Origin of the sequence: Flavobacterium frigidimaris (genome assembly GCF_002217275.1) — a bacterium.
GTDB classification, from domain to species: Bacteria; Bacteroidota; Bacteroidia; order Flavobacteriales; family Flavobacteriaceae; genus Flavobacterium; species Flavobacterium aquidurense.
In genome coordinates this window covers 20731-44866 of record NZ_MUGV01000011.1, presented here as the reverse complement: position 1 = coordinate 44866, position 24136 = coordinate 20731, and the positions used below count along the sequence as shown (strand labels likewise).

The window sequence follows — 24136 nt, the reverse complement described above, 5'->3', positions numbered from 1 at the left end:
ATTTAAAAGTGGTAATTAAAAGTTAGTCCAACGTTGGGTTTAAAAGTTACATCTGCCGGATATATTTCAGGGCGAACGGATAATCTTTCGTTTACGTTAAACTGAATTAAGGCAGCATCAACATTGGCATCGATAATGTTTAAAACATAAAATCCGACAACAAACAAAGCTGATAAATCTCTGTTTCGTTGATAAAATTTTTGTCCTGCAATAAGTCTGCTATCATCTAAAAATTTGTAATCATCATCATCATACCCTTCTAATCTTCTTTTGTAGGCGTCACGATAATCGTGGTATTTTTTATTATTGTCAATATAAAAATATAAACTGGTACCAATTGCTCCGTAGACTAACGGGATTTTCCAGTATTTTTTATTGTATGCCTGACCTAAACCTGGTAAAATTGCAGAGTAAAAAGCTGCTTTTGCTGGGGTAAGCGGGTCTATTTCCTGATACTTAGTAGTGTCTTTAACAACCAAAACCGTGTCTTTTTTTGCCTGGGCAAAAAGAGAAACGGTTCCTATAAGAAAGAACAATAGACTTATGGGGACAATTTTATTCACTATCCGTTTATTAATTTTATAATTCTGTCAAAGTCGGCTTGAGAATTAAAAGGAATTGTAATTTTTCCTTTTCCATTGCCAGCGACTTTTATATCAACTTTCGCACCAAAATAATCGTTGAAAGAGTTTTTTTGCGTTTCTTTAACTAAGAATGAAGATTCTGCTTTTGCTTTTGCTTCTCCTTCTGGTTTTGGTTTTACGCCTTCGTGATAATTTTTTACTAAAGCCTCTGTTTCACGAACAGATAAATTTTCACTTACTATTTTTTGATAGATATCCGTCTGAGCATCTAAATCTTCAATATTTATAATAGCTCTACCGTGCCCCATACTAATAAAACCATCACGAATACCAGTTTGGATAATCGGATCTAATTTTAAAAGACGTAAATAATTGGCAATTGTAGAACGTTTTTTCCCAACTCGTTCGCTCATTTGTTCCTGAGTCAACTGAATTTCATCAATCAAACGTTGGTAGGATAATGCAATCTCAATCGGATCTAAGTCATGACGTTGAATGTTCTCTACCAAAGCCATAACCAATGACTCATTGTCATTTGCAATACGGATGTAAGCTGGAACATGTGTTAATCCAACTAAAGTCGAAGCACGTAAACGACGCTCTCCTGAGATTAACTGATATTTATTGAATTCTAATTTTCGAACAGTAATAGGTTGAATCACACCAAGTTCCTTGATAGAAGTGGCTAATTCACGTAAAGATTCTTCATTAAAATTGCTTCTAGGCTGAAACGGATTTATTTCGATAGCACTTATTTCAAGCTCTATGATATTTCCAACAACTTTGTCAGCATTTTTATCTTCTACTGATGTAATGTCGTTTTCCGGATCTTTTAATAATGCTGATAATCCTCTTCCTAAGGCTTGTTTTTTAATTGCTTTTGTCATAAAAACTATTTGCTGTTTTTCTTTATAATTTCCTGAGCTAAATTAATGTAATTGACAGCTCCTTTGCTGGTTGCGTCATAGTTTATGATGCTTTCTCCAAAACTTGGCGCTTCACTTAATTTTACATTTCTCTGAATAACGGTATCAAAAACCATATCGTTAAAGTGTTTTTGAACTTCTTCAACCACCTGATTAGATAAACGTAATCTTGAATCATACATTGTAAGTAGTAAGCCTTCAATATCAAGATCGGGGTTGTGTATTTTTTGAATACTTTTAATAGTGTTCAATAATTTTCCTAAACCTTCAAGTGCAAAATATTCACACTGAATAGGGATAACTACTGAATCTGCTGCAGTTAAAGCATTCAGAGTTAATAAACCTAAAGAAGGTGCACAGTCAATAATAATAAAATCATACTCGTCTTTAACACTTTCTAATGCTTTTTTAAGCATGTATTCTCTGTTTTCTTTGTCAACCAATTCGATTTCGATGGCTACAAGGTCAATATGAGCAGGGATCACATCAACATTTGGAGCTGAACATTTCACGATGGTTTCCTTTGGGGTGTGGCTATGTTCAAGTATTTGGTAGGTACCAATCTCTACTGATTCAACATCAATCCCAAGGCCAGACGTGGCATTTGCTTGAGGATCAGCATCAATCAATAATACTTTCTTTTCTAAAACACCTAATGAGGCTGCAAGATTTACAGATGTAGTAGTCTTTCCAACGCCTCCTTTTTGATTAGCAATCGCAATGATTTTGCCCATTTATTTTCTGAATTTTGAACCGTAAAAATACAATTATTTATGGTTTTTGAAAATCTATTTTGTTAACATTTGTGAAACTTCAGTTAATCGTTGTATGGTGCGTGTTTTGAAGATTTTTATTTTTGTAATAATAAAAAATAGTAGAGAAATTTCGTTTTGCTTTATTCTTGTTTTAAGTGCAAAAAGCTGAAAGCGATTGCTGGATTAAAAAAAGCAATTCTGGCTTAAAATTAAGTTTTTTAATTTTTTAAAACTTCAATTTTTACTTTCATTGAGCCGCTTCCTTTGTTTGAGGCGATTTTCATAAAAGCTTTTTTAGTAAGATCAATTTCTCTTTTTTTACTAAAGGGCCCCCTGTCAATAACCTCTACAATAACCGATTTATTATTTCGTTCGTTTGTAATTCTTAGTTTTGTTCCAAAGGGGAATTTTTTATGAGCGGCAGTTAGTTTGTTGTTATTGAATCTTTTACCGCTCGCTGTTCTTTTTCCGTTAAATTTATTGTTGTAATAAGAAGCGTGGGCGTGAGTTTTATATAAGATGTATTTTTCAGTATTTTTTTTCGAATTATCATTTCCTGAATTCTTCTGCGCAAAGGCGAATGTAGAAATTATTAAAATAATGTAGAGTGTTATTTTTTTCATCTATAGATTTTCTAGGGGTTACAAAAAAAAGCTTATTTGAAAAAACAACCAAATGGATTGGCTAATATTTATCATATGAATTTTTAAATGGTATAGAATATCTAAATTTCTAGAAGTTTTTTTTGGCAGCCATAGATTTTGAACCTACGACCTTCCCGATCTCAATCGGGACGCGTTAACCGTTCTGTCTCTATATTTTATGATTTAGCTTAAAGGAAAAAAAAAAGTCTTTTCAAATAAATGAAAAGACTTTTGTATGTAATGATAATATAAGCTTTAAAATTATAATTTGAATGAATGGTTTAAAAATTACTTTATCTTCTGTCCAATTATTCTTTGATAATAAATTCTAAAGTTTTTTCAATATGTTTCGCTTTAATTATTCCTTTTGCATATTTAATATTGTGATCTGTATTGTATTTTGTTAAGTAAGCATTGTTTATTGCTGAAGTTAAGTTGTTTTTGTCAATGGGAACAATTGCTTTAATATTGAAAATATTTTCTCCACATTTTATTTGTCCTTTTGAGTCTTGTAAAAAACTATTATACCAACTTTTTTCAGCTAAGCCCCATGACCTGGCAAAAATTCTGTCATTAACAACAATCATCCAAATGTCTAAAAAGGTTTCCCTGTTCAAGCCTGCTTTTATACCTATGAGGTTGTGTGTTTCTATATAATTTATTGCAATTTCTTTTTTCATATGATGAGATTTTTATCGAAATTAGAACGAATAAAAATGTTTCGAAATTTTATTATTTACTTTGTTGGTTATATTATTTACTTTGACTTCTCTTTTATATACTCGCTTACATCATTATCTTATTAATTGCATTTACAAAACAATCTTTATAACTTTTTGCTACTGTAATTTTTAAATCTTTTATTACAATTTGATTGTCTTCAAAATATTCAATGTTGGTCAAATTTACTATATATGAATTATGAACACGCATAAACTCATTGGGTAAACTTTGGATTAAGTCCTTTAACGTTTTGTAATAGAGATATTTTTTATTGAATGTTGTGTGAATTTCTACATAATTTCCTAATCCTTTTATAATAGTAATGTCGTTAAAGAAAATTTTAATTAATTTTTTGTCTGTCTTTATAAAGGCAAAATTATTGTGTTCCATGGGTGATTTCTTAAATTTTATGCTTCTAAAATTATTAGAGAGAATCAATTTTTATTAATAGGAAAAAAATATTTGTTATTCTGTGATACTAAAATTTCTTGTAAAACATTCTATGATGGAATTAAAAACAAAAAAAGCCGAACATTTCTGTTCGGCTTTTTGTCGGGGTGGCAGGATTCGAACCTGCGGCCTCCTGCTCCCAAAGCAGGCGCGATAACCGGGCTACGCTACACCCCGAAGATGTATTTGTTGTACTGCCCGTAAGCGGATGCAAATATAGTAATAAATTCTGTTTACAAAAGGAAAATCTCAAAATAAATAAAACTTATTTTGAGATAGTTATTTAGGATTTAATTTGGTGGTAATTTTTTATAATAAAGTTTACATTTGCATCTCTAAAAACTACACATATTATGTCAGATACAATCGAAAAAATTAAATGCCTTATTATTGGTTCTGGTCCAGCGGGTTATACTGCTGCAATTTATGCTGCCAGAGCAAATATGAATCCAGTATTATATCAGGGTATGCAGCCAGGTGGTCAGTTGACTACGACAAACGAAGTAGAGAACTTTCCAGGTTATGTTGATGGAGTAACGGGACCAGAAATGATGATTCAGTTGCAGGAACAAGCAAAACGTTTTGGTGCTGATATTCGTGATGGTTGGGCTACTAAAGTTGATTTTTCTGGAGATATTCATAAAGTTTGGATTAACGATAGCATCGAATTGCACTGTGAAACAGTTATTATTTCAACAGGAGCTACGGCTAAATATTTAGGATTGCCATCAGAACAACATTATTTAAATATGGGCGGAGGAGTTTCTGCCTGTGCTGTTTGCGACGGATTTTTCTACCGTAATCAGGAAGTTGTAATTGTTGGAGCAGGAGATTCTGCTTGTGAAGAAGCACATTACTTATCTAAACTTTGTAAAAAAGTAACGATGTTGGTAAGAAGCGAAAAATTCAGAGCTTCAAAAATTATGGAAGATCGTGTTCGTAAAACGGAGAATATCGAGATTTTAATGAACCACGATACTGTTGAAGTTTTAGGAGATAGTAATGTTGTTCATGCTATAAAAGCGTTGAATAAGACTACTGGTGAAGTTCTTGAAATTCCTGCAACAGGATTTTTTGTGGCAATTGGTCACAAACCAAATACAGATATCTTTAAAGACTATATTACGCTTGATGAAACAGGCTATATCATCAATACTCCAGGAACATCTAATACAAATGTACCAGGTGTTTTTGTAGCCGGAGATGCTGCTGACCATGTTTACCGTCAGGCAATTACTGCTGCCGGAACAGGTTGTATGGCGGCTCTTGATGCAGAGAGATATTTAGCGTCTAAAGAGTAAAAACGGTCTCGGTCTCAGTTTTCAGTTTGCTGGAAGGTGAATGCAAAAAAAAGTCCCATTCTATACAGAATGGGACTTTTTTTATATAACTTTTAGATTTTAGTTTATCTGAAATTTGTTTTATAAGGTTGTTGCTTTTGCTTTTTCGCCACCTGGTTTTTTAATCAGTTTAGCTTCTCCACTAAAGCGTGTAATTTCAATTTTTGGGTTACCAAATAATGAAATTTCCGATTTGTCTCCGGCTGCGATTGATAAAGTAGTATCAACTAAAATAGTAGCAACCGCAGAACCTTCACCAGTAATATTAGCATCTTTCAAAGTGAATTTGGTTCCGGTAAAAGTTGAATTATTGTCTAAGCGAATAGTTGCTTTTTCGGCAATTCCTTCAAGGGTGGCAATCGCTTTTTGATATAAATCACATTTGAATTTAGTTGCTGCAACTAATGATTTTATAGTTGAATTTTTGCTCAATTGAAGTGTAGCTTCATCTGCTTTTAAGTTTATTTCCGATTTAGATTTGTCATCAGCGAATAAACTGAATTTTTTAGCATTTACATTCAAATATAATTTTGAAAAATCGAAGCTATTAAAAGTAATGTCATCCAGCTGAAGTTCCTGAATGGCATAAACAACAGCTTCATTTTTTGTAATGACTTTGTTAAAAGTATTGGTGTAAGTTACGTGTACAGTAAGTTTTTTGAAAATGGTACTCTCTTTTGAGGTATATAATCGGAGTGTTTTCTCTCTTAAATCCATTCCGATAATATCGTGTAAATTATCATCGGCTTCAATTTTAATTTCGTTTTTTTCTCCGCGTTCTAAATAAACTTCAATATTATCATCAACTTCAAGAGCATCAAAATTTCCTGATTCTTTTATTGAAGTAGTTACAATTTTAGATCCTTTTAATTTTTCTCTTTTTTGGGCAAAAGTTAAGGTAGTGACTAATAATAATAGGAGTAGGGTTGTACTTTTTTTCATTAATTCTAGATTTGATTTTGACAAATATAAAAAAATCATCCACTTTTGATGAATGATTTCTTTTATATTTAACAGATAGAGATCGTTTACCCCTGACTAATACTTCCTCCTGAATTCGAAGTTTTCTCGATAGTTTTTGGTGTTACATCATAATTAATGCTACCACCGCTACTTGCTTCAGCTTTTAAGCTTACTATTGGATGAACATTTACACTTCCTCCACTTGAGGCTTCTGCATGAACTTCATTGGCAAATAATTTATGAGCATTTATGTTGGATCCGCTAGATGCAGAGGTTTTAATTCTTAATGCTTTTCCTTCAATACTTATTGTACTTCCGCTTCCCGAATCTGCAGTAATAGCATCAGATTCTACATTAACATTCATTGTTGCGGCACTTGAAGTTTCCAGATCGATATCTTCACCAAGAATAACTCCTTTACTTAATATTGTCGAAGCGCTTGAAGCTTCTAATTTATTAATTTTGGGCATTTTTACAGTTACTCTTTTTGTAACATTTCCAAAAGAATTGTATTTACATTTAATGATCAAAGTTCCATTTTCGACGTTTGTAGTTATTTCTTTTTGTAAATTATCATCAGCTTCAACAACAATTTCAGTGGCATCAGCTTGTTCGATTACCAAATCGATTGCATTGCTGACAGAAACTTTATTAAAATCTCCCTGAACAATTCTTTTTTCCTTCGTAACATTTCCACTTCCTTCAATCGATTTTACGTTAAAGTTACATGAGGCAAACAATAATGCAATAACAGTTGCAATAATGAATTTCGTAATATGAATGATTATTTTTATCATGGCTTAGTTTATTTTGATTATAACTCCGTTTTTATCAGTGGTTAGCTTTCCGTTAGTTTTTTTTCCGTTTAAAACTTCTTTTCCATTAATTTTAATTGAAACTTCTTTTACTGTATCAGTTTCAACATTATTGTCCTCGTCTACATCATTAAAGTCATTTTCATCGGCAGGACAATCTAAACATTTGATTTTAGAACCTTGAACTTTGTAATTATAGTTTCCACTAAAGTGTAAGTTGAAAAAATCATCTTCAGAATCATCGTAATCTTGTACTGATGTATCTGGTTTAAATAATTGACCTTCTGGTAGGTACAAATATACATCAACTTCCTGACCTCTAAATTTATTTTTTACGTCTGTAAGAAAATAGTTGTCTAATACTAAGTGATTGCCATTTACCTGAATTTTGTAGTCGATTTTTTCGGCTCTTTGCTTTGCAGCTATAAACGAATTCCCTCTTGCTGTTTTTTCTATTTGCAGGTAAGGAGCAGCTTCGTCTGTGTGTAAAACATGTAAGCGAACATCGTTTGAATAAATTAATTGATTGTTGGCCGAATCTTGTACAAATTCAAATTCTCTATGGTGATTCAAATCTTTGGCATAGTAATCATTGTATCTGAACTTTACATACAATGTATCTTTTGGTGAAATAGTAAGTGCTTTTTTCTCAATTGTTTTATTGTCATATGAAATTTCAGTCGCTTGTTTGATTCCGATACTAATTGCAATTGCAACAGCGATAATCCAAATGGCCAACAAAGTATATTTTGTAATATTCCCTATCGATTTTAAGTTTGGCGATAATAATTTGAAACCTAAAAGTGTCAAAAAGAAAAACGGAATTCCAACAGCAAAGAACATCAATAACCCAAATGACCAAATAGGATATTCTGTAAAGTTTCCTGCTTCAACAAAATTCTGCCAAGGAAAATCGATAAAAATATTTGTTCCTAAAGTAAACACTCCAATTAATAATAGTATCAAAGTACTAATACCGGCCATGATCAAAATTATGCCTAAAAATTTTGCGAAGATTTTAAAAACTGTCATGACAAAGTCTCCAAATGAACTACTTATTCTCTCAGCTCCCGACTTTACCTGGTTTCCCATTTTATCATAATCTGCACTTTTAAATTTATCAGATAATGATTCTATTTCTTCACGAACTTTTTTTTCGATGTTTGAAATTGTTACCGGTTCACCTGTCATCTCTAATTTCTCAGAAGTTGTAATCGCTTCCGGAGTTACAATCCAAAGAACAAAATAAGCTAAAATTCCAGTTCCAAAACCTGCAAAAACAAATACTAAGAATACAATTTTGATCCAGACAGCTTCAATTCCAAAGTAATGTCCTAAACCTGTTGCAACACCACCAATCATACCTTTCTCCTTGTCACGGTATAATTTTTTATGTTTTCTTGTTCCGTAATCGTTAAAAGACTGATTTGATTTTTCTTCATCTTCAATGATGTAATCTTCAGGTTGTCCCATAACGGCAATCACTTCATCAACGTCTTTCAGTCCAACAACATGTTTCTCGCTTTTTTGTTTTTCTGTTAATAATTCAGAAACACGCATTTCGATATCTTTAATAATTTCGTCTTGTCCAGATGAGCTGTTAAGTGATCGTTTTATTGCGTCAAAATAGCGGGTTAATTTTAAGTACGCATCTTCATCGATGTGGAAAAACATACCTCCTAAGTTAATATTTACTGTTTTGTTCATGACTATTGATTTTGATTGGTGATTAGATTTACGGCGTCAGATAATTCTGTCCAGGTACCGCTAAGTTCGTTTAAAAAAGTTTGTCCTATTTCGGTTAATCCATAATATTTTCGTGGCGGCCCTGAGGTCGATTCTTCCCAACGATAATTTAGCAAACCGTCGTTTTTCAGCCTAGTTAAAAGTGGATAAACTGTTCCCTCAACAACTAGTAATTTTGCGTTTTTTAAAGTGTCTAATATTTCTGATGTGTATGCGTCTTTTTCTTTTAGTACTGATAAGATGCAAAACTCAAGAACACCTTTGCGCATCTGTGCTTTTGTGTTTTCAATGTTCATAATTTCATTTTGTTTTTTTTAGATTGAACAATTCGTTTTTTGATTGATGATGATTGCTGCGCCAGTTCGCCATTCTGGCTCGGGTGATTGATGATGATTGATTTCGAATTTATTCTGTTAGAATTATTTCGTATAACTTTTAACCTTTTTGAGGATTACTTTATAAAGGGAATCGTTAACGGATATTTGTAATATTCTCCGTTTGAAGCTTTTATTGAAGCATAAATCACTAAAAAGAATTCAACAAATTTTAGTAATCCAAAAAGTACGACTGCAGTTGCACCTATCGTTATTAATCCGATGTTGCCTTGAAAATCAAAATTTCTGATTACAAAATCATGATCGTTAAAAATAGCTTCCATTGGCAGATTTTGAAGAAAAACTGTTACAAAAGCCGGAATTGCGATTAAAGCCAAAACTAAAGTATAAAGCAATAAACTCAATTGAAAGTTTAAGGTCTGTTTTCCGTGGTGATTTACAAATTCTGATTTGTCTTTGTAACTCGTCCAGATCAAAATTGGAAAAATATAATTTCCAAACGGAACGATGTACTGTGTTAAAGTACTTAAGTGTGTGAACGTTGCAGTGTTCTTTTCTGATGTTTTTTCCATGATGAGTGGTGTTGATGTTTCCATGATTAAAAGTATATAGTAATTTCTTATACAAATATATGGCTAAAAGACAGTATCTTGTTTTGCATAGTACCAAATATTAACAAAATTTTAACAAAGTTAATATTTTAAATTAAGTTATAAAGAACTGAAAATCATTCCGAAGTACTGATTTTGTTGCTGTTTTACGAAAGTAATCTCAATTTATTGTGCGTGCATAGTTTTTTTGTATTTTTACATAAAAAAATAAATCACATGGCAGTTTCAGTTTCCAAACTCAATAAATTTGTATTATTCAAATTACCTTCAGCATACTTTTGTGGTGTGCGTGTCAAAGCAATTGATAAAGACAGCTGTGTCGTAAGCGTTAAGCACAGATGGATTAATCAGAACCCGTTTAATTCGATGTATTTTGCTGTTCAGGCTATGGCAGCCGAATTGACAACCGGGGCTTTGGTCATTTCGCAAATACAGGAAAGCGGAAGAAAAATCTCTATGTTGGTAGCAAACAATAAAGGAAACTTTACTAAGAAGGCGACTGGAAGAATAACTTTTGTTTGTAATGATGGTCATTTAATTGCCGAAGCAATTCAAAGAACAATAGAAACAGGAGAAGGACAAACTTTCTGGATGAAATCGATTGGAACAAATGAAGAGGGAGTTCAGGTTTCTGAAATGGATTTTGAATGGAGTGTTAGATTGAAATAATTTTTTTGCCACAGATTTCGCAGNNCTGCGAAATCTGTGGCAAAACAAAACATAAAAAAGACCTCAATTGCTTGAGGTCTTTTTTATTGAAATAGAATTTCATTTATTTTTTAACGCAACAAGATTTTTTGTCTTTTTTATCTGTTGCCGTTTTTTTGCAACAAGATTCTTTTTTTGCTTTTTCTTTTTCAACTGGTTTTGTTTCTTGAGCAGTTACTCCAATTGAGAATACAGCAGCCATTAAAAAGGTAATTACTTTTGTCATTTGATATAATTTATTGTGTTAGAAATATTGCTTTTGGTGCATCAAATATAACAACATTTCTTAGAGTTGATTCTTACAATTTGTTAATGTTTTTATAATAATATGTCATTGAAAATTAAATGGAATATCTTCTTAATAATTCAGGTTTACCCCAAAACCAATTCCCATATCACTATCATAATGGGTTGTGATTCCGAAGTTTCTTCCGGCTACATATTTTAAACCGGCCATATATTCCTTATCGGTATTCCACATTAGGTTCATTCGTAAACGTCTTGCGATCGGAATGTCTTTTCGTTCAAATTGAATTCTCACATTTCCGTCAGTATATACCTCAACCTGAGCTTTTACCAACATGGGTAACGTATATTCAAGTCCGGCACTAAAAACAGAACGATTGTCTTTAGTATTGGTTTGCCCAAAAAGATTTTGTTCCTGTTCATCCATTCCCATTTTTCGATAGCGCCAATCGAAACCTATAAAAGGCATCAGCCATTGCATTTTTCCAATGTATCGGCCAATATGTGTTTCAGTTTCATAACCGTGTTTATCGTTATAACCCAAACGCCATTCTGTTCCAATGCTCCAGCGCGTATTGCTGTACATGGCTTCTCCATCATTTCCGTTTGTAGTAAAATCATTTTCAGCCATAAAATGAAACATACGATCGTCCATTTTTAGCATTTTGTACGCCATTTCAGGATGATGAATTAACGGATTTGGTGCTGAATTTTCATAACTAAAAATCCTTCCCATTCCGGCCATCATATGATATAAAATATGACAATGAAAAAACCAGTCGCCATCAGCATTTGCCTGAAATTCTATGGTATCAGTTTCCATCGGCATTATATCAATCACATTTTTAAGTGGAGCATAATCACCATGTTCATTCAAAATTCTAAAATCGTGCCCGTGCAAATGCATTGGGTGGCGCATCATCGAACCATTATATAGTACAATCCGAACGTTTTCTCCTTTTTTGATTAAGATTTTATCCGTTTCAGAAATCACTTTATTGTCCAGACTCCATACATAACGATTCATATTTCCTGATAATTCAAAGCGCAATTCTTTTACTGGTGCATCTTTTGGAAGTGTTGTTTTGGTTGGAGATTTTAGCATTCCATAATTCAAAGTCGTAATCTCCGCAGTTTCTGTCGTGTCGTTAGTCATTTGCATGCCTTCCATATTGTGACCAGAATGATCTTCAGTTTTTGCAGATTCTTCTTTGCCTGAAATTTCCGGATACATAACGGCATTCATATCCATTTTATTCAAAGACATATTCATGCCCATATCGTTCATTTCTCCGTTCATCTTCATCATATCGTTCATCATTTTCATCCCTTCAAGATATTTTAATTTCGGAAGATGAGCAACAGGCTGTTTAGCTCCCTGTCCTAGAAACAAAGAAGCTGATCCCGTTCTGTCTTCGGCTGTAGCCAAAAATGCAAAAGATTTTTTATCTTCAGGAATGGTTACGACTACGTCATAGGTTTCAGAAACGGCAATAATTAAGCGATCCACTTCTACAGGCTCAACATCGTTTCCATCACTTGCCACAACGGTTATTTTTCCGCCGCCGTAAGTGAGCCAGAAATAACTGGAGGCACCGCCGTTTGCGATTCGTAATCGGACTTTGTCTCCGGCTTTAAATTGTGAAAGCTGATCTTCATTTTTACCATTCAGTAGAAACTTCTCATAATAAACATCACTGACGTCCATGGCATTCATGCGTTTCCATTCGTTGGTCACTTTTGTAGAAAACTGACCTTTTTTGATGGCTTCGGCATAACTTTGAGTCGTTCCTTTTTTTATGGCAAACCAATCGTTGGCGTTGTGTAGCATTCGCTGAACATTCTCCGGTTTCAAATCGGTCCATTCGCTTAAAATAACCGGTACTGTTGGTAAATCGTCAATGCCTTTTCTAAAAGTAGTATCATCTTTCTTTTTGTTGATGATAAAAAGTCCGTACAAACCTATTTGCTCCTGCAAACCAGAATGACTGTGATACCAATACGTTCCATTTTGAATAATAGGAAAACTATATTTATGAGTTGTTCCTGGTTTAATAGGCATTTGTGTTAAATACGGAACTCCGTCTTCTTTATTAGGAAGAAATAACCCGTGCCAATGTAAAGCAGTATCTTCTTTATCCAGCTTGTTGTGCACATAAATTTCGGCAACATCGCCTTCGGTAAATGTCAGAGTAGGCATCGGAATTTGTCCGTTAACGGTAAGAGCCCGTTTTTCTTTTCCGGAAAAATTGACAATAGTGTCGCGAACGTATAAATCGTAACGAACGATTTTTTGAGCCTTTGTACTAAAAGCAATCAGAAAGACAAGTAGTATAGTATGTAATTTCATGTTGCTTATTTAAAGTTTTAGATTTCGTAATCGCAAAGCATTTACAATAACTGAAACGGAGCTTAGACTCATAGCTAATGCTGCTAACATGGGCGAAAGCAGAATTCCAAATACCGGATATAATATGCCGGCCGCAATTGGAACGCCTAATACATTATATATAAAAGCGAAAAATAGATTCTGTTTGATGTTTTGCATTACGGAATAACTTAGTTTTTTTGCTTTTACAATTCCGTTTAAATCTCCTTTTACCAATGTTATTTTAGCACTTTCAATGGCAACATCAGTTCCGGTTCCCATCGCGATTCCAATATTTGCCTGCGCTAAAGCTGGAGCATCGTTAATTCCGTCCCCCGCCATAGCGACAATTTTACCTTCTGCCTGCAAACGCTGAATTTCTTTTAGTTTATCTTCCGGTAGACAATCCGCTTTGAACGAACTTAAATGTAAATGATCTGCAACCGCTTTTGCAGTATTGCTATTATCACCTGTCATCATAATCACTTCAACACCCTGATCAATTAAATCTTTGATTGCTTTTGCACTAGTTGCTTTTATGGCATCTGTAATTGTTACATAGCCCAAAACGATTTTATCAACTGCTATATAAGAAACCGTTTTACCTAAACTTTGTTCGGCAACAATTTTATTCTCAATATCTTCCGAAATAGAAGCGCCAACCTGAAGCATAAGTTTTTTATTTCCTAAAGCTACTTTCGAATTATTTACAGTACCTATAACTCCTTTTCCGGCAACAGCTTCGAAATCTGGAACTTCAATTAAACTTTGATTTTTATCTTTAGCGAAGTTAACAACGGCTTGCGCCAAAGGATGTTCACTATGCTGATTGAGCGAAGCTATATTTTGAAGTAGAACATCTTCATCATTATGGATGGCGTAGATTTTTTCGACAGATGGTTTTCCTTCCGTAATCGTTCCGGTTTTATCGGTGATCAGCACATCAATTTTGCTCATGTTTTCTAAGGCTTCTGCGTTTTTAATCAGGATGCCAAATTGCGCTCCTTTGCCAACTCCAACCATAACCGACATTGGAGTTGCAAGTCCTAAGGCACAGGGACAGGCAATAATTAAAACGGCAATGGCATTAATTAATCCGTAAATGTAAGCAGGTTTGGGACCGAATTGTGCCCAGACAAAAAAGGTTATTATCGAAATGATAACCACTGTTGGGACAAAATATTTAGCTACGCGGTCTGCCAGTTTCTGGATTGGTGCTCTGGAACGGCTTGCATCATTTACCATTTGTATGATTTGGGAAAGTAAAGTTTCTGATCCTACTTTTTCGGCAATCATAACAAACGATCTGGTTCCGTTGATAGTTCCAGAAATAACAGTGTCCCCTGTTTTTTTATCAACCGGAATAGGCTCACCGGTAATCATGGCTTCGTCAATGCTGCTTTCCCCGTTAGTTATTTTTCCATCAACAGGAATTTTTTCTCCTGGTTTTACACGTAGTAAATCTCCTTTTTTGATATTGTGAATCGAAATTATTTTGTCATTTCCATTTTCAACCAAAGTCGCTTCTGTAGGCGCCAATTTCAATAATGCTTTTATGGCTCCATTGGTCTGCCCGTGTGCTTTTGCCTCTAACAACTGTCCTAACAGGACCAACGTTATAATAACAGTCGCAGCTTCAAAATAGAGATGAATGGTTCCGTGATGCGATTTGAATTCCGCTGGAAAAATATCCGGAAAAAACATTCCGGTAATACTAAATAAGAAAGCAACGCCAGTTCCTATTCCGATTAGCGTAAACATATTTAGATTCCAGGTTAGAATCGATTTCCAGGCACGAACAAAAAACATCCAACCCGCGTAAAAAATAACCGGAATTGAAAATAAGAACTGAACCCAATTCCATTTTTCAATAGGCATTATAGTAAAGAGAGGGTTATTCGGAATCATTTCTGACATTGAAATAATAAAAATGGGAAGCGTAAACAATACGGCAATCTTCATTTTCTTTACTAAATCTATGTAAGTTTTGTTTTCATTGCCTTCCGAAATTGCAACAGGAACTAAATTCATTCCGCAAATTGGGCAATCACCGGGTTCGTTTGAAACGACTTCCGGATGCATAGGACAAGTATATTGCGTATTGCTAATGTTAACTTCCTGAACTAAATCCATTCCGCAAACTGGGCAATCTCCTGGTTTATCATATGTTTTGTCGCCTTCACAATGCATTGGGCAATAATAAACTCCGGTTGCATTTTGATGGTTGTGACTATGAATATGATTGTGCAGATCTTTTACAGCGGTTTCTTTTTTATGATCGTGAACAGCATGATTTTCTTTATTGTTACTTGAACAACAAGATTTAATTGCTGGTTCTGAAGATGTTTTAGAAGATGTCATCTCAATAGAATACTTTCCGGCCTTTGATAAAACTTCCTGAAATTTTTCAGTCGTAATATGTTTTTCCATTGTAATAGTTGCCAATGGAGGATTTAATGTTACCTCGGCCTGAATTCCTTCAATAGTATTTAACGTTTTCTCGACTTTGGTGCGACATCCATCACACGACATCCCTGAAATTATATATTGATGTGTCATTGTTTTATCTTTTAAAGTATTACAATGCAAATTTCCGAAGTAACCATTACTTCGGTTTGTATAATTTTGTGAATGATTTGTAAGATTTACAAATTCATCTGAATTATTGAAATTCAAAAATAGGATTGAATTTAAGCAATTTACATGAATAATTATGTTTGGGTTAAAGATTTGTATGATAATAAAATAGTATGATTTTTGTATCTTTGTAATAATAAATATTTAAAATTATGACAACTATAACCATTAACGAGCGAACAAAAGCGGGTAAAACATTGCTTGAACTTGCAAAGTTGTTAGCTGTTACAAATAAGGGAGTGAAAATAGAGGAAGAAGAAAGTCCGTATAATCCTGAGTTTGTCGCTGAGATTCAAAAAAGATATGCAGATTATAAAAGTGGAAAATCTAAAAGTATAACAGTTGATCCTAATGATGTATGGGGAAGTTTAGGGTTGAAGTAATTCCGGAAGCTCAGGTAGAGATTTCTAAACACTTAAAATCAGGTAATAAAGCTAGTATAAAAAAATCGGTAAAATTTTAGAAGAACTTAGTGAAACTCCATTTGAAGGAGTAGGTAAACCTGAAGCACTCAAACATAATTTTTCAGGATTTTGGTCCAGAGAAATAAATAAAAAAGATAGACTAATGTATAGTGTTGAAGAAGAAATTGTAACCGTCGTGGTAATTTCTGCAATGGGACATTATTCAGATAAATAAAAAACGTGCTAACTATTAGCACGTTTTTTTATGGTATAAAATGAATTACAAATTCTCTATCTGAATTCGTTTTTTATCCTTCAATTGTTTGAAATAAGTAGGAGTGAAGCCCGTAATTTTCTTGAACTGATTACTTAAATGCGCCACATTGCTATAATTTAAGATATCAGCAATTTCGCTTAACGAAAGCTCATTGTAAATTAAAAGCTCTTTTACTTTTTCTATTTTCTGACTAATGAAATATTTTTCGATTGTTGTGTTTTCGACTTCTGAAAATAAATTGCTTAACGTATTATAATCCTGATTTAGGTTTTGAGCCAGATAATCAGATAAATTAATTTTGAGTTCATTATTTTTATGATGAACCAAATCAACAATGAGATTTTTTATTTTCTCAATAGTTTTACTTTTTTTATCATCAATTAAGTCGAAACCTAGAACTTGCAGGTTTTGAAGCAGAACTTTCTTTTGATTTTCTGTGATAGCGTCTTGTAGTTCGACTTCTCCCAGTTCAACAGAAATAGTCTGAAGTCCGAGCTTTTCAAACTCGGACTTCACAACCATTTTACATCGACCGCACACCATGTTTTTGATGTATAGTGTCATATTTATTTGATAGTTTCTACGACGTTTCCGCAAGTCAACATTGAAGAACCATAATACGGATTTTTAACGGCTTTTTCTTTACTTAACCAATCAGCATCTGCCATTGGACAATATTGTTTATAAACCACTTGTGCAGATTTTGAAACTTTAATAAGATCATAAGTGTTTTTTGAAAGTGATTTGAAAGTTTCACGTTGTTTTTTTAAATCTGTAGTTGCAGAAATACTTTTTGCATCAGCAGTTAGTTTTTTCATAACTTTCATCCACGCTGTATGCTCATCGCTTTTAAGCTTGTCCATTTTTACAGCCGAAATTGCGGTTAATAGATCTTTGGCTTTCGCCGAAGTTAATTTACTGTCACTTTTAATAAGTGCATCTTTTACAGTAAAATAATCATCATAAACAGGTTGCAATTGATTTGAATCTACAATTTCAATTGTAATTGCTTCTGTTTTGAATGTATTTGCCTGAATGATATTTGCAGTAAATAAGGTAATTACTGCTACTATAGTTGCTATGGATTTTTTCATTTTATTGCTATTTAAGGAATTTTAAATTCCAAATTATTGTTGAATTTTTCTTTGCGTGTCTTGCATAAATATTAGCGCACTTTGCGGTTAAATTTTAACCCACTTATGGCTAAACGAAATATAATTATTTTATTTTTGGAGGTAACCAAATAGAAGTAAAACCATCTGAAACAGAGGCTTCAGTGTAATATAAAAAAGGTTTCTCAAGAGAGAAATTAAAAGTAGTAGTACTGAAATCAAATTCATTTTCTGAAATCAGACTAAACTGTAGACCAGAAGTTGTGCAACCTGTATGATCACATTTTCCGTTGCAACCGTGTTGGTCTTTTTTTGAAGTATGACCTTTTTTGCAACAATCTTTTTGACAAGAATCTGAATTTGTTTTTATTGAAGTTTCTCTTTCGCAGGAAATTTTTTCGGAAGATTTACTACATGCAAAACCCTTAGTTGGCATCAAAAAGAAACCAAAACTTAAAACGAGAAATAATATGTGTACTTTTTTTGCCAAGGAAAATAGGTTAATGATACAAATTTAAGTTTTTTTTTCAAGTGCCAAGATTATTTAAGATTTCGCTAACTACAGTTTTTTATAATCTGTAGGTTTCATGTTTTTTCTTTTTTTGAAATAATTTGACAAATGACTTTCATCAGTAAAACCAAATTCATGAGCGATTTGTTTAATAGGCAATTGATTATTGTGGAATCGTTTTTCTATTAGCGTTGTTCTCAGATTATGAATATAATCACGATAACTAATGGCAAAAGTTCTTTTGAAATAAGCACTAAAATAAGTTTCAGCGATATTAAAGTGATTGGCAATAACTTTTATCTGAACTAATTTTGGATTGTAAATATGCTGATGAATATAAGACGTTATTTGTTCGTTATCAATGGAATTTCCTGTTACAACAAGATTCAGACCGCGCATCGTTTCTTTGATTAATCCAAAAATCGAAAGAATCTGATAAAATACAATGGGTGAATTTGAAACATCTGTATTGCAATTGTAAGCGGCAATATTTTCGATCGTATTTTTTAATATAGTTTTACAGGGATCATCTAATTTAAGAACGGTTTCTTTTAATGTTTTATTCCTCATGAAGCTTTCCGGAGTGTGAATTAAAAATTCGTCGCAGGTAAGGTTCTGTTTAGAGTTAAAATAACTGTCTGTAAACTTTATGAAAAAAAATCGAGTACTTTTTTTAATGTCGAAATAATGCTCATCTTCTGGTGAAATTACAAATAAATCGCCTGTTTTATACGGCAGTAAATTGTTATTTAGGTGATGAATTCCGCTTCCCTTTTTGATATAGATGATTTCATAATAGGTATGAGAATGCAGCGGAAGATGAAATTTCTCATCTTCAAACTCATCAATCATCAGTGTCTTGAATTGATTTAATTTCGGCATAACTTAAATTTACAAGTTTATATCACAAATGTACAATTTATTTCTTGTAGTATTGATGTAAATTTGTGTCATAGAAAATCTATTCCTTTCTTAATAAAACAAATGAAAAAAAGTCTTATTGCCTTGTCTTTAGGAGGCTTAACTATTGGGATAACCGAATTTGTCATGATGGGTTTATTGCCTGATATTGCTTCAGATATGAAAGTTTCCATTCCGGTTGCCGGGTACTTAATTTCGGCTTATGCTTTGGGTGTTGTTATTGGTGCACCTTTATTAGTAATTATCGGAAGAAATTTTCCTCCAAAAAAAATGCTTTTAATATTAGCTTTGATGTTAACGGTTTTCAACGCTCTTTCGATCATTGCTCCAACTTATAATTTTCTGTTTGCTTCACGATTTCTCTCCGGATTACCCCATGGTGCTTTCTTTGGAGTAGGAGCCGTAGTTGCTAGCCGTTTGGCTGATAAAGGAAAAGAAGCGCAGGCAATTTCAATAATGTTTGCTGGTTTAACCATTGCCAATTTAATTGGTGTGCCCATTGGTACCTATATAGGACACCATTTTATCTGGCGCTATACTTTTATATTAATTGCAATTGTGGGAATGCTTACGTTTCTGTTTATTTCATTATGGATGCCAAATTTGGAAAAAAGTGGTGATGTCAACATGAAAACGCAACTATTATTTTTCAAAAAAACAGAAGCCTGGTTAATCATCGGAATTACGGCGATTGGTTTTGGAGGATTATTTGCCTGGATCAGTTATATCGCTCCTTTATTAATAAATGTATCTAAGTTCTCGCCAGAAGATGTTTCCTATATTTTAATATTAGCTGGATTCGGGATGGTAGTCGGAAATTTCCTTGGAGGGAAATTGGCGGATAAATTCTCTCCGGCACCTACTGTTCTGGCATTATTGTTTGTAATGGTAATCGATTTGATTATGGTTTATTTTTTATCTTCAAATCAATATATATCATTATTCTTTACGTTTTTGACTGGCGCAATTTCGTTTTCTGTAATTGCACCAATTAATATGTTAATGATTAAAACAGCCAAAGATGCTGAAATGATTGCCTCTGCAGCGCTTCAGGGGAGTTTTAATATAGGGAATGCTTTAGGAGCCTTCTTGGGAGGATTACCTTTAATAGCTGGTTATAGTTATGCTTCTCCAAACCTTATTGGTGTCGGAATGGCTTCTGTCGGAATGGTTATAACTTTGATTTTAATGCAAAAACATAAAACTTCTTTACAGTTGCAAAATGCATAAATAGGATCTTTATAAAGTTGCAGAAGCCCTTAAGCTATATTTTAGTTTAAGGGCTTTTTTGTGCGCAATATTGTTTGTTTTTTAACATTCGTTAATGATCTGAGTGATGCCAATGAAGGTCGTTGTATTATAAAAGCGTGCTATTTTCTTACTTCATTTCATGATTTTTTTTAAGCGCACTTATTATTTTAAGTGTGATTTTTACACCTGATAATCTTTTAAATTATGTTTATGTAATCGATTGTTTTTTTAGCAAATAGGAAACATTAGTATAAATAATAAAAATATATTTAATATTTATTCATAACATAAATTACACATGTCGTATAAAAAGTCGTCTTTATTTTTCATATGTAATTTTTTTTAGGAAATTTTTATGAATTTTAATTTTTTATATAAAAAAAATATTTATGTTTGTGTAATCGATTACATGATGTTGCACATATAGTAAAAACTAAGATTTATACTTTAAAAAAATTCGCTATTCCTGAGTCGACAAGAATTTACCACCTATAAAAGAGCGTATATAAAAATAAAAAACCACTTAAAATAAAAACCAATTAATAACTTAAACACTAAACCATGAATTTTAAAGATTTATTTAATAAAAGAACAAATTGTTGTTTTGCAGTTGTTTTCTTATTGTGCTTGTTCATGAGCAACCAAGTAAGTGCGCAAAATGTAACACTGGAGGGTACAGTAAATGATGCCACGGGGATGAGCCTTCCAGGAGTAAACGTACTGGAAAAGGGCACAAAAAATGGTACCTCTACAGATTTTGACGGGCATTATAAATTAAAACTTACTAATCCTAAAGCGGTTGTGATTTTTTCTTTTATAGGTTTTAAAACGAAGGAAGTTGCTGTTGCAGGAAAGACTAAAATTGATGTTGCATTAGGTGAAGACGCAAATAGCCTGAATGAGGTTGTTGTTGTTGGATATGGAACAACAAAGAAATCTGATTTAACAGGTGCAGTTTCTACTATTTCTGGTAACGATTTGAAAAAAGTCCCGGTGGCAAATGTCGCTGAAGCTTTAACAGGTCGAATTGCCGGTGTGCAGGTAACTTCTGCAGAGGGTTCTCCGGATGCGGATATAAAAATTAGAGTTCGTGGAGGTGGTTCTCTTACTCAGGACGCTTCACCTTTAATTATTGTAGATGGATTTCCGGTAAATAGTATGAATGATATCTCTTCATCTGATATTGACTCAATGACTGTTTTAAAAGATGCTGCATCAACTGCCATATATGGATCACGTGGTGCAAATGGGGTAATTATCATCACAACAAAACGTGGTAAAGATGGTAAAGTTGCTGTAAACTTTAATATGTTTTACGGTATGAAAACAATGGCCAATCAAATTGATGTTTTGTCTCCTGATGATTATACTAAATGGCAATACGAATATGCTTTACTTTCTCAAACAGGGACAAAAGTAGCTTCTGATCCGTCTTCGTATACTAAGTATTTTGGAAATTGGCAAGATCACGATATGTACAAAGGTTTAAAGGGAGATGATTGGCAAAAACAAATTTTTGGACGTACAGGAGAGGTTCAAAGTCGTGATTTAGGTATTAGAGGAGGAAGTGATAAGATCAATTATAATTTTAATTACGCTCATTATGATGAAAAAGCAATTATGATTGGTTCTGATTATAAAAGAAATAACCTTTCCCTGGCTTTAAATAGTAAAATAAGCGATAGAGTTGATGTTGGTTTTACCATGCGCTATTCAGATGCTGAGATTAATGGTGGTGGTGTAAATGAGCAAAATGAAAAATCTTCATCAGATTCACGTATGCGTACTATTGTTGGTTATGCACCGCTTCCGGTAGCAGGTTTAACTTCAGAAGATACAACTGGAGACGGTTCAGAAGTATTGGTAAACCCTTTTGCATCTGTTTCTGATAATGATCGTCAGCAATTTCGCAAGAACTTTAATATGTTAGGAAGTTTTGGATGGGAGATTGCAGAAAATTTAAAACTGAAAGTAGATTTAGGTCTTGATAATTTTAACACTTTAGATTATCGTTATTACGGGTTAACTACTTATTATATAGCGAATGCTCCGGTAAGCACATTACAGGGTATGCCAGCAATGATTATGACGGATACTAAAGACAGACGTTTTAGAAATGCAAATACACTGAATTATGATTTCAAAAAAATAATGGGAGAAGATCATCATTTGACTGCTCTTATAGGAGAAGAAAACATTACATATAATTCAAATGCTGTAACTACAACTATTCATGGATATCCTAAGTTTTTTGATTTTGATAAAGCAAAAAAATTAACAACTCAGGGAACACCACAATCTGTTGATAACTATTACAGCCCGGATGATAAATTATTGTCATTCTTTGGACGTGCAAATTATGATTACAAAAATCGCTACATATTATCGGCTACTTTTCGTGCAGATGGCTCGAGTAAATTCTTAGAAGAGAATCGTTGGGGATATTTCCCGGCTTTTGCAGCAGGATGGAAAATTTCTGAAGAGAATTTCTTAAAAAGTCAAAGTTGGATAGATCTTTTAAAAGTAAGAGCTAGTTACGGTGAAGCGGGAAATAATAACATACCTGTTGGCCAACAAATTCAGATTTTTCAATCTACAGCAACGACATGGATCAATGGAGTTACTAGTGTTTGGGCGCCTTCAAAAACAATGCCCAATCCTGATTTGAAATGGGAGACAACAGTTACTCAAAATTTTGGTTTGGATTTTGGGTTTTTCAAAAATCGCTTAAATGGTAATTTTGATGTTTATAAAAATATTACTAGTGACTTGTTAATTAATTTTCCTGTTCCGGGATCTGGATATGATTTTCAGTACCGTAATATGGGAGAAACGCAAAACACAGGTTTCGAGGCTACTATTAATGTAGTTGCAATTGAAAAAGCTAAATACGGATTGAATTTTTCATTCAATATGGGAATAAACAAAAACCGTATTAACTCATTAGGAGTTATGAATAATTTTGGAGCAGCTACTGGTTGGGCTTCTTCACAAATTGGAGATGATTATCTAATCGAGGTTGGTTCTTCTTTAGGAACTATGTACGGTTACAAAAATGATGGAAGATATGAAGTTTCAGATTTTGATTATGCCGCAGGAAAATATACTTTAAAAAGTGGCGTAGTTAGTACTGCTACTACTTTAGTTGGTGACGGAAGTTCTATTAAACCTGGAGACATGAAATTAAAAGATATTAATGGTGATGGTAAAGTAGATATAAACGACAAAACCGTAATTGGTAATGTTAATCCTAAAAGTTCTGGTGGTTTTGTAATCAATGGAAATGCTTATGGATTCGATTTAATGGCAGCTTTTAACTGGAGTATTGGTAATGAAGTATATAATGCTGATAAAATTGAATTTTCGACATCTACAGCTTCTGGACAATATAAAAATTTAAATTCTACTATGGCTGATGGAAAGAGATGGACGAATTTAGATCCTGTTTCAGGTCAATTAGTAACTGATCCTGTTGCCTTAACAAGTCTTAATGCTAATACAACTATGTGGTCTCCTTATATGCGTAGCGCTATCTTTACTGATTGGGCAGTTGAGGATGCATCATTTTTAAGATTAAATACTTTAACGTTAGGGTATACAGCCCCTCAGATGTTTGTGTCTAAACTTGGAGTTTCTAAGTTGAGATTCTATCTGACAGCAAGCAATGTTTTTGTTTGGACTAACTATTCAGGTTCTGATCCGGAAGTTTCAACAAGAAGAAAAAATCCACTTACACCTGGGGTTGATTCAAGTCCTTATCCAAGAAGCAGACAAATGGTTTTTGGGATGAATCTTAATTTCTAATTTTA

The 24136-nt window shown here is 33.2% G+C and carries 24 protein-coding genes and 1 tRNA gene; 6 read left to right on the top strand and 19 right to left on the bottom strand.

Annotated elements, in window-relative coordinates; translation table 11 throughout:
- Positions 1 to 2 precede the first annotated feature (2 nt).
- The 7 genes from B0A65_RS05565 to B0A65_RS05535 form a co-directional block, all read right to left on the bottom strand.
- The gene (locus tag B0A65_RS05565) at positions 3 to 563 is read right to left on the bottom strand and encodes a DUF5683 domain-containing protein (RefSeq protein WP_074659512.1); all 561 of its coding nucleotides are present in this window, start codon (positions 561 to 563) and stop codon (positions 3 to 5) included.
- Entirely contained in the window at positions 563 to 1471 is a 909-nt protein-coding gene (locus tag B0A65_RS05560) for a ParB/RepB/Spo0J family partition protein (RefSeq protein ID WP_074659513.1), read from the bottom strand. Before B0A65_RS05560 ends, B0A65_RS05565 begins: the two co-directional genes overlap by 1 nt.
- Before the next feature lie 5 nt (positions 1472 to 1476).
- Positions 1477 to 2244: a ParA family protein gene (locus B0A65_RS05555; RefSeq protein WP_026982801.1), complete on the bottom strand. Its 768-nt coding sequence runs from the start codon at positions 2242 to 2244 to the stop codon at positions 1477 to 1479.
- 239 nt (positions 2245 to 2483) lie between these two features.
- Complete coding sequence (locus B0A65_RS05550) at positions 2484 to 2888, bottom strand: septal ring lytic transglycosylase RlpA family protein (protein ID WP_074659514.1); 405 nt, start codon at positions 2886 to 2888, stop codon at positions 2484 to 2486.
- Between the two features lie 329 nt (positions 2889 to 3217).
- Positions 3218 to 3589, bottom strand: coding sequence for a DUF2255 family protein (locus tag B0A65_RS05545; RefSeq protein ID WP_074659515.1), 372 nt, complete (start codon positions 3587 to 3589; stop codon positions 3218 to 3220).
- Positions 3590 to 3695: 106 nt separating this feature from the next.
- A complete protein-coding gene (locus B0A65_RS05540; RefSeq protein ID WP_074659516.1) occupies positions 3696 to 4022 on the bottom strand; it encodes a LytR/AlgR family response regulator transcription factor in 327 nt (108 codons plus the stop codon).
- A gap of 162 nt (positions 4023 to 4184) precedes the next feature.
- A tRNA-Pro gene (locus tag B0A65_RS05535) sits at positions 4185 to 4259 on the bottom strand.
- Positions 4260 to 4435: 176 nt separating this feature from the next.
- Here B0A65_RS05535 and trxB point away from each other — a divergent pair.
- The gene (gene trxB, locus B0A65_RS05530) at positions 4436 to 5383 is read left to right on the top strand and encodes a thioredoxin-disulfide reductase (RefSeq protein WP_074659517.1); all 948 of its coding nucleotides are present in this window, start codon (positions 4436 to 4438) and stop codon (positions 5381 to 5383) included.
- A gap of 120 nt (positions 5384 to 5503) precedes the next feature.
- Here the strand turns inward: trxB and B0A65_RS05525 are convergent, their stop codons facing one another.
- The 5 genes from B0A65_RS05525 to B0A65_RS05505 form a co-directional block, all read right to left on the bottom strand.
- A complete protein-coding gene (locus B0A65_RS05525; RefSeq protein WP_074659687.1) occupies positions 5504 to 6364 on the bottom strand; it encodes a GIN domain-containing protein in 861 nt (286 codons plus the stop codon).
- 86 nt (positions 6365 to 6450) lie between these two features.
- Positions 6451 to 7182: a head GIN domain-containing protein gene (locus B0A65_RS05520; protein ID WP_074659518.1), complete on the bottom strand. Its 732-nt coding sequence runs from the start codon at positions 7180 to 7182 to the stop codon at positions 6451 to 6453.
- A gap of 3 nt (positions 7183 to 7185) precedes the next feature.
- Entirely contained in the window at positions 7186 to 8907 is a 1722-nt protein-coding gene (locus B0A65_RS05515) for a PspC domain-containing protein (RefSeq protein WP_074659519.1), read from the bottom strand.
- A gap of 2 nt (positions 8908 to 8909) precedes the next feature.
- Positions 8910 to 9242: a PadR family transcriptional regulator gene (locus B0A65_RS05510; RefSeq protein WP_008464689.1), complete on the bottom strand. Its 333-nt coding sequence runs from the start codon at positions 9240 to 9242 to the stop codon at positions 8910 to 8912.
- 155 nt (positions 9243 to 9397) lie between these two features.
- Positions 9398 to 9877 (bottom strand): DUF4870 domain-containing protein, encoded by a 480-nt coding sequence (locus tag B0A65_RS05505; protein WP_083370430.1) that lies wholly within the window; start codon positions 9875 to 9877, stop codon positions 9398 to 9400.
- 231 nt (positions 9878 to 10108) lie between these two features.
- On the opposite strand from B0A65_RS05505, the gene B0A65_RS05500 reads away from it, so the two are divergent.
- Positions 10109 to 10561: a DUF4442 domain-containing protein gene (locus B0A65_RS05500; protein ID WP_074659520.1), complete on the top strand. Its 453-nt coding sequence runs from the start codon at positions 10109 to 10111 to the stop codon at positions 10559 to 10561.
- Between the two features lie 103 nt (positions 10562 to 10664).
- Here the strand turns inward: B0A65_RS05500 and B0A65_RS23230 are convergent, their stop codons facing one another.
- The 3 genes from B0A65_RS23230 to B0A65_RS05490 all read right to left on the bottom strand — a co-directional run bounded on the left by B0A65_RS23230 (position 10665) and on the right by B0A65_RS05490 (position 15773).
- Positions 10665 to 10826 carry a hypothetical protein gene (locus tag B0A65_RS23230; RefSeq protein WP_207556409.1) on the bottom strand — a complete coding sequence of 54 codons (162 nt, stop codon included), beginning with the start codon at positions 10824 to 10826 and terminating at the stop codon, positions 10665 to 10667.
- Positions 10827 to 10958: 132 nt separating this feature from the next.
- Positions 10959 to 13196, bottom strand: coding sequence for a multicopper oxidase family protein (locus B0A65_RS05495; protein WP_074659521.1), 2238 nt, complete (start codon positions 13194 to 13196; stop codon positions 10959 to 10961).
- A gap of 9 nt (positions 13197 to 13205) precedes the next feature.
- Positions 13206 to 15773 (bottom strand): heavy metal translocating P-type ATPase, encoded by a 2568-nt coding sequence (locus B0A65_RS05490; protein WP_074659689.1) that lies wholly within the window; start codon positions 15771 to 15773, stop codon positions 13206 to 13208.
- Positions 15774 to 16003: 230 nt separating this feature from the next.
- On the opposite strand from B0A65_RS05490, the gene B0A65_RS05485 reads away from it, so the two are divergent.
- The gene (locus B0A65_RS05485) at positions 16004 to 16234 is read left to right on the top strand and encodes a DUF2683 family protein (RefSeq protein ID WP_074659522.1); all 231 of its coding nucleotides are present in this window, start codon (positions 16004 to 16006) and stop codon (positions 16232 to 16234) included.
- A 64-nt stretch (positions 16235 to 16298) separates the two neighbouring features.
- Positions 16299 to 16490, top strand: coding sequence for a Txe/YoeB family addiction module toxin (locus B0A65_RS05480; protein WP_317044597.1), 192 nt, complete (start codon positions 16299 to 16301; stop codon positions 16488 to 16490).
- A 45-nt stretch (positions 16491 to 16535) separates the two neighbouring features.
- Here B0A65_RS05480 and B0A65_RS05475 read toward each other — a convergent pair whose 3' ends face one another.
- The 4 genes from B0A65_RS05475 to B0A65_RS05460 form a co-directional block, all read right to left on the bottom strand.
- Entirely contained in the window at positions 16536 to 17054 is a 519-nt protein-coding gene (locus B0A65_RS05475) for a helix-turn-helix domain-containing protein (protein WP_242670239.1), read from the bottom strand.
- Between the two features lie 44 nt (positions 17055 to 17098).
- The gene (locus B0A65_RS05470) at positions 17099 to 17626 is read right to left on the bottom strand and encodes a DUF3347 domain-containing protein (protein WP_074659524.1); all 528 of its coding nucleotides are present in this window, start codon (positions 17624 to 17626) and stop codon (positions 17099 to 17101) included.
- A gap of 124 nt (positions 17627 to 17750) precedes the next feature.
- Complete coding sequence (locus B0A65_RS05465) at positions 17751 to 18134, bottom strand: hypothetical protein (RefSeq protein WP_074659525.1); 384 nt, start codon at positions 18132 to 18134, stop codon at positions 17751 to 17753.
- Between the two features lie 69 nt (positions 18135 to 18203).
- Positions 18204 to 19037 (bottom strand): AraC family transcriptional regulator, encoded by an 834-nt coding sequence (locus tag B0A65_RS05460; protein ID WP_074659526.1) that lies wholly within the window; start codon positions 19035 to 19037, stop codon positions 18204 to 18206.
- A 102-nt stretch (positions 19038 to 19139) separates the two neighbouring features.
- On the opposite strand from B0A65_RS05460, the gene B0A65_RS05455 reads away from it, so the two are divergent.
- Together B0A65_RS05455 and B0A65_RS05450 are read left to right on the top strand one after the other, a co-directional pair.
- Positions 19140 to 20306 carry an MFS transporter gene (locus tag B0A65_RS05455; protein WP_074659527.1) on the top strand — a complete coding sequence of 389 codons (1167 nt, stop codon included), beginning with the start codon at positions 19140 to 19142 and terminating at the stop codon, positions 20304 to 20306.
- Between the two features lie 654 nt (positions 20307 to 20960).
- Positions 20961 to 24131, top strand: coding sequence for a SusC/RagA family TonB-linked outer membrane protein (locus B0A65_RS05450; RefSeq protein WP_242670238.1), 3171 nt, complete (start codon positions 20961 to 20963; stop codon positions 24129 to 24131).
- Positions 24132 to 24136: the final 5 nt, after the last annotated feature.